Source organism: Pedobacter alpinus (assembly GCF_042684645.1).
Lineage (GTDB): Bacteria > Bacteroidota > Bacteroidia > Sphingobacteriales > Sphingobacteriaceae > Pseudopedobacter > Pseudopedobacter alpinus.
The window spans coordinates 25,263-37,435 of record NZ_JBHULV010000023.1; the positions used below are offsets into that span (position 1 = coordinate 25,263).

Annotated in this window: 12 protein-coding genes; all 12 read left to right on the plus strand. The window is 32.8% G+C overall.

Translation table 11 applies throughout. The features are described from left to right. The first annotated feature begins 44 nt into the window (after positions 1-44). The 12 genes from accB to ACFSSE_RS07325 all read left to right on the plus strand — a co-directional run bounded on the left by accB (position 45) and on the right by ACFSSE_RS07325 (position 12,124). Entirely contained in the window at positions 45-533 is a 489-nt protein-coding gene (gene accB / locus ACFSSE_RS07270; RefSeq protein ID WP_379047483.1) for an acetyl-CoA carboxylase biotin carboxyl carrier protein, read from the plus strand. A gap of 76 nt (positions 534-609) precedes the next feature. Continuing rightward, positions 610-1,956 carry an acetyl-CoA carboxylase biotin carboxylase subunit gene (gene accC / locus ACFSSE_RS07275; RefSeq protein ID WP_379047486.1) on the plus strand — a complete coding sequence of 449 codons (1,347 nt, stop codon included), beginning with the start codon at positions 610-612 and terminating at the stop codon, positions 1,954-1,956. 63 nt (positions 1,957-2,019) lie between these two features. Beyond that, the gene (gene tatC / locus ACFSSE_RS07280; protein ID WP_379047489.1) at positions 2,020-2,898 is read left to right on the plus strand and encodes a twin-arginine translocase subunit TatC; all 879 of its coding nucleotides are present in this window, start codon (positions 2,020-2,022) and stop codon (positions 2,896-2,898) included. Between the two features lie 482 nt (positions 2,899-3,380). After that, on the plus strand, positions 3,381-5,354 hold the full coding sequence (locus tag ACFSSE_RS07285) for an LruC domain-containing protein (RefSeq protein WP_379047492.1): 1,974 nt from the start codon (positions 3,381-3,383) through the stop codon (positions 5,352-5,354). A 243-nt stretch (positions 5,355-5,597) separates the two neighbouring features. After that, entirely contained in the window at positions 5,598-5,873 is a 276-nt protein-coding gene (locus tag ACFSSE_RS07290; RefSeq protein ID WP_379047496.1) for a co-chaperone GroES, read from the plus strand. A 138-nt stretch (positions 5,874-6,011) separates the two neighbouring features. Beyond that, entirely contained in the window at positions 6,012-7,649 is a 1,638-nt protein-coding gene (gene groL, locus ACFSSE_RS07295; RefSeq protein ID WP_449304947.1) for a chaperonin GroEL, read from the plus strand. Positions 7,650-7,784: 135 nt separating this feature from the next. Continuing rightward, positions 7,785-7,958: a hypothetical protein gene (locus ACFSSE_RS07300; RefSeq protein WP_379047499.1), complete on the plus strand. Its 174-nt coding sequence runs from the start codon at positions 7,785-7,787 to the stop codon at positions 7,956-7,958. Then, positions 7,958-8,416, plus strand: coding sequence for a type II toxin-antitoxin system death-on-curing family toxin (locus ACFSSE_RS07305; RefSeq protein WP_379047501.1), 459 nt, complete (start codon positions 7,958-7,960; stop codon positions 8,414-8,416). Before ACFSSE_RS07300 ends, ACFSSE_RS07305 begins: the two co-directional genes overlap by 1 nt. A 24-nt stretch (positions 8,417-8,440) precedes the next feature. Next, on the plus strand, positions 8,441-9,700 hold the full coding sequence (locus ACFSSE_RS07310; protein WP_379047504.1) for a nucleotide sugar dehydrogenase: 1,260 nt from the start codon (positions 8,441-8,443) through the stop codon (positions 9,698-9,700). Then, positions 9,697-10,818, plus strand: a complete 1,122-nt coding sequence (locus ACFSSE_RS07315) for a DegT/DnrJ/EryC1/StrS family aminotransferase (protein ID WP_379047507.1) — start codon at positions 9,697-9,699, stop codon at positions 10,816-10,818. Before ACFSSE_RS07310 ends, ACFSSE_RS07315 begins: the two co-directional genes overlap by 4 nt. Next, the gene (locus ACFSSE_RS07320; RefSeq protein WP_379047510.1) at positions 10,805-11,308 is read left to right on the plus strand and encodes an N-acetyltransferase; all 504 of its coding nucleotides are present in this window, start codon (positions 10,805-10,807) and stop codon (positions 11,306-11,308) included. The genes ACFSSE_RS07315 and ACFSSE_RS07320 overlap by 14 nt, the downstream gene beginning before the upstream one ends. 243 nt (positions 11,309-11,551) lie before the next feature. Next, on the plus strand, positions 11,552-12,124 hold the full coding sequence (locus tag ACFSSE_RS07325) for a DUF3109 family protein (protein WP_379047599.1): 573 nt from the start codon (positions 11,552-11,554) through the stop codon (positions 12,122-12,124). Positions 12,125-12,173 lie beyond the last annotated feature (49 nt).

The following is a 12,173-nucleotide window of genomic DNA, read 5'->3' on the forward strand; positions in this document are numbered from 1 at the left end:
ATATTAGATTTCTAAATTAATCACACAATTTAAACCACACCACAATGGGAATGGATATTAAGCAAATTCAAGACCTGATTAAATTTGTATCAAAATCAGGAGTGAATGAAGTTTCAATTGAAGAACAAGATTTTAAAATAACAATAAAGACTACTCAAGAGCCAACGTATGTGAATGCTAATGTGCCAGTACAAATGGCTGCACCTGCACCACAACAGCAAATAGCTAATGTGCCACAAGCTGCGGTAAATAGTCCTAGTGCTACTGCCGCTGTTGCAAGTGATGAATCTCACTTCGTAACTATAAAATCACCAATGATTGGTACTTTTTATCGTTCGTCATCACCAGACAAACCAAGTTTTGCTAACGTAGGCGATGAAATTTCTGCAGGTCAAGTACTTTGTATTATTGAAGCAATGAAATTATTTAACGAAATTGAATCTGAAATTTCGGGTAAAATTGTTAAAGTTTTGATTGATAACTCGCAACCAGTTGAGTACGATCAGCCATTATTCTTAGTTGATCCATCTTAAGTTTATTTGTCAATTAATCAATACGGTTTTAATAAAAACCAGACTTTAAATTAAAAGATAGATAAAACGAGTTATTATGTTTAAAAAAATATTAATTGCAAATAGAGGAGAAATAGCATTACGTATTATTCGTACCTGTAAAGAAATGGGTATTAAAACCGTTGCTGTTTATTCTACTGCAGATAGAGAAAGTTTACACGTACGCTTTGCTGATGAAGCAGTTTGTATTGGTCCTCCACCAAGTAAAGATTCTTATTTAAATATTCCCAATATTATATCGGCAGCAGAATTAACTAATGCTGATGCAATACATCCAGGTTACGGTTTTTTATCAGAAAACGCAAAGTTTTCTGCAATATGCCATGAATATGGAATAAAATTTATTGGCGCTACGGCTGATCAAATTAATGGTATGGGAGATAAAGCTTCTGCCAAAGACACTATGAAACTTGCGGGTGTTCCAACTATTCCTGGCTCAGAAGGTTTGTTAACAGATGTGAAGCAAGGAATTAAAATAGCTAATGAAATTGGCTACCCTGTAATTTTAAAGGCAACAGCTGGTGGTGGTGGCCGTGGAATGAGACAAGTTTGGAAAGATGAAGATTTTGAAGATGCTTGGAATTCTGCCAGACAAGAATCTGCAGCTGCTTTTGGTAACGATGGAATGTATTTAGAAAAATATATTGAAGACCCACGCCATATAGAAATACAGGTAATTGGAGATCAATTTGGTAAGGTTTGTCATTTATCAGAAAGAGATTGTTCTATACAACGTCGTCACCAAAAATTAGTGGAAGAAGCTCCTTCTCCATTTATGACTGATGATTTAAGAGAAAGAATGGGTGCTGCTGCAATTAAAGGTGCAGAAGCGGTAAGATATGAAGGTGCTGGCACTGTGGAATTTTTAGTAGATAAGCACAGAAATTTCTATTTTATGGAGATGAATACCCGTATCCAAGTAGAACACCCAGTTACAGAAGAAGTAATTAACTTTGATTTAATTAAAGAACAAATTAAAGTTGCAGCTGGTATTCCTATTTCGGGTAAATCATACACACCAGAAATGTGTGCTATAGAATGCAGAATTAATGCAGAAGACCCATATAATAACTTTAGACCATCTCCCGGAAAAATAACACACTTTCATTCTCCAGGAGGACATGGGGTAAGAGTTGATACGCATGTATATGCTGGATACAACATTCCACCACATTACGACTCAATGATAGCGAAACTTATATGTGTTGCACAAACTAGAGAAGAGGCTTTAAATACAATGGAAAGAGCCCTAAGTGAATTTGTGATTGAAGGTATTAAGACCACCATTCCTTTCCATCTTAAACTTTTAAAAGATCCTAACTTTAGAGCAGGTAATTTTACCACCAAGTTTATGGAGACTTTTGATTTAGGTACAGAAAATTAATTGATAAAATAAAATTTTAAATACCATTTTGATAACCTCAAAATGGTATTTTTGTTTAATAATATGAGTAAAGAGAGAAAAACAGATTTAGTTAAATCAGTAAAAGAAAAAGGTAAAACAATTGAGGCTGAGATGTCTTTTTTTGATCACCTTGCCGAATTAAGAATACATTTAGTACGCTCTTCTATTGCTGTAGTAATTTTAACCTCCATTTGTTTTTTTTATTACGATTTTCTTTTTGACACCATTATAATGGGTCCACACAAACCAACATTTTGGACTTACAGAATGATGTGCAAAGTTGGAGAGTATTTTAATATGGGTCCTGGCTTTTGTATCACCAATATTCCCGGGAAAATTATTAATACGGAAATGGCAGGGCAATTTACCTTGCAAATAAACTCCGCTTTAATGACGGGTTTAGTTTTAGGTTTCCCCTATTTATTGTGGGAAGTTTGGCGCTTTATAAAACCAGCGTTAAAAGACGCAGAAAAAAAATCGGCAAGTGGCTTTGTTCTATATGCAAGCTTTCTTTTTATAATTGGGATAATGTTTGGATATTTTATAGTAGCACCGCTGTCAATAAATTTCTTATCCAACTACAGTATAAGCCCAGACATTGAGAACACCATTACAATAGATTCCTATTTTTCATCAGTTGCTACACTTACGTTATGTACTGGAGCTATTTTTGAGTTGCCAATTGTAATTTATATACTTTCTCAATTAGGCATAATGACGCCTACTTTTATGAAAGAAAAAAGGCGCTATGCTGTGGTTTTGATACTTATAATTGCTGCAATTGTAACACCAACACCAGATATCCCAACCATGTTAACGGTAAGTTTACCTTTGTTTTTACTTTACGAGGTTAGCATAACTGTATCTGGAAGGGTACTTAAGAAAAAACAAAAAGCAGAGAAAGAGTTTTTCGAAAATTAAAGATTATCTCTTCATTGGTTTTGGTTAAATCTAACAGTATCGTTATTAAGTTTGATCAGATTTAAAGATAAAATTACATCAAAATTAATTGGTGATTAACCTTACGTAACTAAGATAAAATAGAAAATCATATTTGTAAAAATTTTAGGTTACCTGTAATATTAACAAATATTTTAGATCATTAAGTACAGCTAAATCTATAGCGTATAAATAAGATTTAAAAAAGAGATAGAAATTATTCCCCAGCATTCCACAGTTTTTGGGATTAAATATAAATTTCCTCAATTGCTATAAGTATTTTTATAAGTAATTTTTTCACTAAAATATCCTTTAAAAACCCTTTAAACGGCATTTTCTTGTTTAAAAACTTTCAAATAGTTTTTAGTTTAACTATTGGTATGCTTATAGTCTATTCATATTCACAGAATATAAATCTTTTTTGGAATGTATTACGTACAATCCACTGTGTAAAGAAAAAAAATATGAGAAAGTTAATTTTAGGTTTATTCATCATCGCTTCAATTGTTGCATGTAAAAAAGACAATACTGGTATTTATGAAGAAATTAATAATTCAGACAATATTGCTCCAAACGGTTTCAATTTTGCAACCACCAAAACTGTAAAAATTAACATTAGGCTTTTAACAAACATTAATGAACCTATCGCTAAAATACCCGTTACTTTATATAATGCAGCAAACGGGAACCAACTTTTAAAATCTTTAACAGATAGCGAAGGAAGAATTGACGTTAGCTTAAACATTGCCAGTTACATTGACCAAATAATTGTAAAAAACGATTACGTAGGTTTAAATAACAAAGTACTTGGGTTTATTGATAACAATAGTTTAAACCTTACAATTGGCGGTGGTAAGGGTTTAGAAGGTAACTTTATTATTCCTGCACTAAATAAAAACACTTCAAACAGGGTGTCAACTCAGTCGGTTAAAACATTAAGCGGTACATTGTTTACTTACATGGGGGCTTTTGAAAGTAATGGCAAACCAAAATATTTAACTCCAGATAAAGGAAAAGTAAGTGCACAATTGTTAAGCTATATTAATGCTTCTATACCATCAACTGTAGATGTAAGAACTAATCATCCGGAGTATATGGCTGATGACGCTAAACAAACTTTAGATTTGGTGAAGGATGCAGATGTTTTTTTAACTTTTGTGACAGAAAGTGCCGAGTTAACAAATACTGTTGCGTTTTACACTTACCCAACTAACAATCCTCCAAAAAATGCGTCAGAAATTAATGAGATAAAATTCGCTTTCCCTAACTCTTCATTTATAGGTTCTGGCGGAGGCTTAATTTCTGGCGACCGTGTGAATTTAGGTAATTTTAAAGCTGGAACTTCAGTAGCATTTATGATAATTGCTGATGGTTGGGATATATCAAACGAAACTGTAAAAACTGACCGTACAAAATTTTATAGCAACAAAAATTTTAACCCAGAAAGTGATCAAGATTTAAAAAAACACACTGTACTGTTAAACTTTGCACAAGAAGATCTTTTTGTTTTAGGAATAGAGGATGTAAATCGCGAATCACCTTTTTGTGACCACGATATTAATGATGCTTTATTTTATGCAGAATCTTTCCCAAAAGATGCAATTTCTAAAACTGGCATTGTAAATTTAGATACACCAAAAGACACTGATGGTGATGGGGTAACTGATCAATTTGATGAATATCCAACAGATCCTAAAAAGGCGTATAATAATTATTTTCCTTCAAAAGACAGTTGGGGTACTTTAGCTTTTGAAGATAATTGGCCCTTAAAAGGTGATTATGACATGAATGATTTAGTGATTAATTACAGATATACTTACGTAACTAATGCTAACAATAATGCAGTTGAAATGAATGCGGATTACAAGGTGTTAACTTCATTAGCCTTTTTTCAAAATGGTTTTGGAGTTGAATTGCCTTTTAGCCCTTCTATCATTGACAATGTATCTGGCTATATTAAAGAAAAAAATTACATTAAATTAAATGCTAACGGTACAGAAGCTGGCCAAGATAAAGCAGTTATCATTCCATTTGATAATCAGAAATCTATTTATAATGCAGCCAATGGAGTTTCTGAACAAGTGAGTATGGTTATAAAATTCATAGCTCCACAACCTATAAATATTTTAAGCAACGCACCCTACAATCCGTTTTTAATTAGCGATGGAAGAAGAAGTCATGAAATTCATTTGCCAGGCAAAACACCAACTAATTTAGCTGATAAAGCATTATTTGGTTTCCAAGATGATTTATCGAACCCAAGTGCTGGCAGATACTATATTGGCACAAACAATTGGCCTTGGGCTTTACAATTTACAGAACCTTTTAATCCACCAGCAGAAGGGATTGCAATTGACCAAGTTTACAGTAAATTTGGTGCTTGGGCATCATCAGGCGGCTCATCGTTTACAGATTGGTATAAAAATTTAGGAAAATAAATGAATTGAAAAGAGGTTGTTTTTTTACAAAAACAACCTCTTTTCCTTTACAAGAATCTATAAAAGAAACCCATTCATTTCATTTAACCAACACTTTGGTTATACTGACAAGCTGACATCCATACTTCATCATTAAATAACATGACTGCCTTTTACAGTGAAAAATTGGCAAATTCTTCCTTTGGCATATTCTATGATGCTACACTTTATAGAAAATAAAAATTAAACATTTATAATAAAATTATGGCATTGAACATTAAACCTATCGCAGATAGAGTTGTGGTAGAAGCTGCACCAGCAGAAGAAAAAACCGCTTCAGGCATCTATATCCCTGATACAGCAAAAGAAAAACCACAGAATGGAGTAGTTGTAGCTGTTGGAAATGGTAAAGTAGATGAACCAATGACTGTTAAAGTTGGTGATAACGTTATTTACGGAAAATATTCAGGTACAGAAATTACTTATGAAGGTAAAGAATATTTGATTATGAAAGAATCTGATATATACGCAGTTCTGTAAGTATTGCGTATAGCGATGTGAGTATTGAGATCCTTTACTCCGTCAATAACTATTAAATTAAATAATTCAAAATTTTTTGAGATTGTTTCTTGAGTCTAAAATCTCAATACCCAATACTCAAATCTCAATACTAAAATAATGGCAAAACAAGTTAAATATAATGTAGAAGCTCGCGATGCTTTGAAACGCGGTGTAGATATTTTAGCTAATGCAGTTAAAGTAACCTTAGGTCCAAAAGGAAGAAACGTAATTATCGATAAAAAATTCGGTTCACCAGTAATTACAAAAGATGGTGTTACTGTAGCAAAAGAAATTGAGCTTAAAGATACCGTAGAAAATATGGGTGCTCAAATGGTGAAAGAAGTTGCTTCTAAAACTGCTGATATTGCAGGTGATGGTACAACAACTGCAACAGTTTTAGCACAAGCAATTATTACTGCTGGTATTAAAAACGTAGCTGCTGGTGCAAACCCAATGGATTTAAAGCGTGGTATTGACAAAGCAGTTGCTGCGGTTGTAGCTAACTTAAAAGCGCAATCTCAAACAGTTGGAGAAGACAATAACAAAATCAAACAAGTAGCATCTATTTCTGCTAACAACGATGATGTAATTGGTTCTTTAATTGCTGAAGCAATGGCTAAAGTTGGTAAAGATGGTGTAATTACTGTTGAAGAAGCAAAAGGTACTGAAACAGAAGTTAAAACTGTTGAAGGTATGCAGTTTGATAGAGGATATTTATCTCCATACTTTGTAACCAATGCAGATAAAATGGAAGTTGAATTAGAAAATCCTTACATTTTAATCTACGATAAAAAAATCAGCAACATGAAAGAATTGTTGCCAGTATTAGAAAAACAAGTTCAAACTGGTAAGCCTCTTTTAATTATTGCTGAAGATTTAGATGGAGAAGCTTTAGCTACTTTGGTTGTTAATAAAATCCGTGGTTCACTAAAAGTTGCTGCTGTTAAAGCTCCGGGTTTTGGCGATAGAAGAAAAGCAATGTTAGAAGACATCGCTATTTTAACTGGCGGAACTGTTATTTCTGAGGAAAGAGGTTTTAAATTAGAAAATGCTGACTTATCTTACTTAGGTCAGTGTGAAAAAATCACTATCGATAAAGACAATACAACTATTATTAATGGTATTGGTAACTCTGAAGATATTAAAGCTAGAGTTGGTCAAATTAAAGCTCAAATTGAAACTACTACTTCAGATTACGATAAAGAAAAACTACAAGAGCGTTTAGCTAAACTTTCTGGTGGTGTTGCTGTACTTTATGTTGGTGCAGCTTCTGAAGTGGAAATGAAAGAGAAAAAAGATAGAGTTGACGATGCTTTACACGCTACAAGAGCAGCAGTTGAAGAAGGTATTGTTGCTGGTGGTGGTGTTGCTTTTATTAGAGCGGTTGCTTCTTTAGACGATTTAAAAGGCGCTAACGAAGACGAAACTACTGGTATCAAAATTATCAAAAGAGCTATTGAAGAGCCATTACGTCAAATTTGTGCAAATGCAGGAATTGAAGGTTCTATCGTTGTTCACAACGTAAAACAAGGGACAGCTGATTACGGTTACAATGCCCGTACAGATGTTTACGAAAACTTAATTGGTGCAGGTGTAATTGACCCAACTAAAGTTTCTCGTGTAGCTTTAGAAAACGCAGCTTCTATTGCAGCGATGTTATTAACTACCGAGTGTGTTTTAGCAGATGAACAAGAAGAAGCAGGTGCAGCACCAGCAATGCCAATGGGCGGCGGTGGCATGGGCGGCATGATGTAATTTTTGTAGCTTAAAGGCTTTAGGCAAAAGGTTTAAGGCGAATATATAGTCCCTGTTCATTTACTTGAGCAGGGATTTTTTTGTTATTATAATTTTGATGAGATATTTCGTAAATTTAATGATTAAATAAAAATTATGGATACGCAACATAAATATACAGTTGAAGAAGTTTTAGAGATTTATAGTTCTTTGGAAGTTAAAGATCAAGAATTAATAAAGAACAAATTATTGATTAGTGAGTCGGATTTTGAGCGATTAGTTAAAGAAGATTTTATTAAGTACGATGCGACTTTCAAAGCATTAGCCTAATGATATTTCTAACTAAATCACAAATTATTAAAATAAATTACCTCACTATTCATCAGCATGGGGGTAATTTTAATCTACCCTCTAACTTTTTAAATGAAGCTGCATTAGATTATTTAGTAGATATTGTTCACGCTGAAATGTTTGGGGAGCCCTTATATCCCTATATTTTTGATAAAGCTGGAATTTACTTGTTCAATATTATCGCAAATCATGTTTTTTCCGATGGCAATAAGAGGACAGGTTTGGAAGCAAGCCTAATATTCTTAAAATTAAATAACTATCAACTTTCAGATGCAGTTTCCAACCCTATTTTAACAGATTTTATACTTTCTGTTGCATCAGGCAATGAAAGCTTAGAATTGTGCAAACCTGGCTCAAGCAAAATATTGAAAAAAGATTTGTTTAACTGTCTCACAAATTTTAATCCTTTCCAAATCACTTATAAATTTTTAATTTAGGAGCTTTATAAATTCAACCAGAAATTGGAGAGTACAAAAATTGCGATTATTGGACAAGGTTACGTGGGACTTCCATTAGCTACTGCTTTTGGAAAACATTTTGAAACCATTGGGTTCGATATCAACGAATATAGAATCAACCAACTAAAAACTTTTATTGACAACACAAAGCAATTGGTAGAAGATGATATAAAAAACGCTATTTATCTCCAATTTTCTAGTAGAGTAGAAGATATTGCTAACAGTAATATTTACATCATTACAGTACCTACACCAATAAATCAGTTTAAATCTCCAGATTTAACTTTATTGTTAAAGGCTACTGATATGATTGCCCATATCCTAAAGAAAGGAGATTTGGTGATCTACGAATCAACAGTTTACCCGGGTTGCACAGAAGAAGAATGCGTACCACTACTCGAAAAAACGAGCGGTTTGATTTATAACTCAGATTTTTTTATCGGCTACTCACCCGAGAGGATTAATCCTGGAGACAAAGTAAATACTTTAGAGAAAATTTGTAAAGTAACATCCGGCTCAAATCCAGAAACTGCAATTAAAGTTAACCAACTTTATCAAAAAATTATTAGTGCAGGTACTTACCTTGCTCCAAGTATTAAAGTTGCAGAAGCATCAAAAGCCATAGAAAACGCACAAAGAGATTTAAATATTTCATTTGTGAACGAGTTGGCTTTGATTTTTGATAGAATTGGTATAGATACAAATGATGTTTTGGATGCGGCTGCAACCAAATGGAATTTTTTAAAATTTAAACCTGGCTTAGTTGGTGGTCATTGTATAGGTGTAGATCCTTATTATTTAGCGCATAAAGCAGAAGCTTTGGGTTATCATCCCCAAGTAATACTTTCTGGCAGACGAGTAAACGATAATATGGGGATGTTTGTAGCTAACAAACTCATTAAATTAATGATAAAAAAAGAGCACAAAATCACGAAGAGTAATGTGCTGATTTTAGGTTTCACTTTTAAAGAAAATTGCCCCGATATTAGAAATACCAGAGTAATTGATATTTATAAAGAGTTAATTCAGTTTGATTTGAATGTAGATATTTATGATCCTTGGGCAGATGCTAAAGAGGTTAAAGCTCAATATCAAATAAATTTGATCAAAACAATAAAAATTAAAAAATATCAAGCTGTTGTAATTACAGTAGCACATCAAGAATTTATGACTATTGACTTTAGCGAATTTCAAAAAAACCAAGCCATTGTTTTTGATACAAAATCAATTATTGATAGAGCTTTTGTTGATGCCAGATTATGACAAGAGCTATAAAAATGATTGACTTACCTGCCGAATACTTGCAGCTACAATCACAATTACTCCCAAAAATTGACGCATTATTATTATCTGGTAATTACATCCAAGGCAATGCGGTTAAAGAATTTGAGAAAGAGTTAAGTATATACTTAAATGTAAAACATGTAATTTCTTGTGGCAACGGAACCGATGCCTTACAGATTGCGTTAATGGGTTTGAATATTAAAGCTGGTGATGAAATTATTATCCCCGCTTTTTCTTATGTTGCGGTAATTGAAGTCATTTGTTTACTAGGTGCAAAACCCGTGTTGGTTGATGTTGATCCCACGTATTTTCAACTAGATAATCATTTAGTTGAGCAAGCAATTACCTCAAAAACCAAGGCAATTATTCCAGTGCACCTGTTTGGGCAGTGTACTAATTTTGATGAGCTTTTAAAAATAGCAAAGCAACACAATATTTATGTTATAGAAGATACAGCACAGGCTCTGGGAGCTAAAAATCATAAAAATCAGTTTTTAGGAACCATAGGAGATATAGGTTGTACATCCTTTTTTCCAACAAAAAACCTTTCTTGCTTTGGCGATGGTGGCGCTTTGTTTACTAACGATGATGAACTGGCAAAAAAAATAAGAATGATTGCCAATCATGGTCAAAGTAAAAAGTACCATCACGAAATTGTAGGTGTAAATTCTAGGTTAGATAGCATTCAGGCAGTAGTGCTAAGTCATAAACTTCCTCTTTTAAATACTAATCTTCAAAAGAAAAAAGAGATTGCTCATTTATACATTAATTTATTAGAAAAAGAGCCAAATATTGAACTTCCAAAAGCGAGTGAATATACTGAAGCTAGTTGGCACCAATTTACCATTAAAGTTAAAGATGGATTAAGAAACCCGTTGAAAACCTTTTTACAAGAAAACGGAATTGATGCTATGGTTTATTATCCAAAATCTTTAGGGCAACAGACAGCATATCAACATTTTTATAGCAGTAAAAATTTAGTTTCTGATCAATTATGTACAGAGGTTTTGTCTTTACCCATACACCCTTTACTAACAGAAGCAGATATAATTTATATTTGTAAAAATATTCATAATTTTTTTAATGCAGAAAGCTGATTTTTTCATTCATCCATCCTCCATTATTGATGAAAACACCATAATAGGTAAAGGAACAAACATTTGGCATTTTTGTCATATCTCTGAGGGTGCAATTATTGGAGAAAATTGTTCTTTAGGACAAAATGTTTTTATCGGTAAAAACGTAAAAATTGGAAATGGTGTAAAAATTCAAAACAACGTTTCTGTATATGAAGGAGTTGTAATTGAAGATGATGTTTTTATCGGTCCTTCTGTAGTATTTACCAATATTTTAAATCCAAGAGCGTTTATTAATCGGAAATTAGAGTATTTGGAAACAAGAATCCACAAAGGAGCAAGTATTGGCGCTAATACCACAATTATTTGTGGTCATAACATTGGAGAGTATGCGCTAATTGGAGCTGGTTCTGTAATTACAAAATCTGTAGAAAATTATGAACTTTGGTATGGCAACCCGGCTATTAAAAAAGGGATAGTTGACAAAGAAGGAAATAAAATTAAAAGTTAACAAATTCGAATTAATTTATAAAAGTGTTGATCATATTTTAAGTATTATTCTAAATTAAATTAGAGCGTTAACGATAGAAGCGACAGCTTTTTTTGCACTAGCCAATTTGCAAATAGCAAAAAAACTATATCCGCCAGCTGGCGGAGTGTTAAAACGCCCAAATTAATTTATTTGAACATAAATTTTCCTTCATTTTCTCTTAAATCATTAGAAATAAAAAAATAATATATGCGTGAAAAAGTAATGATTGAAGTGGGTGGACATCTGGTTTCTGACGAACTCATCAAAGAAAATTTTATTTGTCATTTAGAAAAATGTAAAGGGGCTTGTTGTATAGAAGGAGATTCTGGAGCACCACTAAATGAAGATGAATTAGCCATTTTAGAAAGCATCTATCCTAAAGTTAAACCTTACATGACCGCTAAAGGCATTGAAGCAATAGAGCAACAAGGCACTTCTGTTAAAGACTTTGAAGGTGATTATACTACCACTTGTGTGGACACCAATAAAGAATGTGCTTACGTAACATGGGAAAACGGGATTACAAAATGTGCCATTGAAAAAGCTTATGAGGATAAAGTAATTGACTGGAAAAAACCCATTTCATGTCACCTCTACCCTATCAGGCTAACCCAGTATCCAGAATTTGACATGTTACATTATGATAGATGGAGTATTTGTAGCGATGCCTGTAATTTTGGCGATGAGCACCAAGTAAAAATTTATCAATTTTTGAAAGAGCCTTTAATTAGAAAATATGGCGAAGATTGGTATAAAGAATTAGAAAAAAATATTAATGCACTAAATCAAAGTTAATTTTTTAACTTTGCATTTCTAACAGAAAAACGTAACAATTTAATTATAC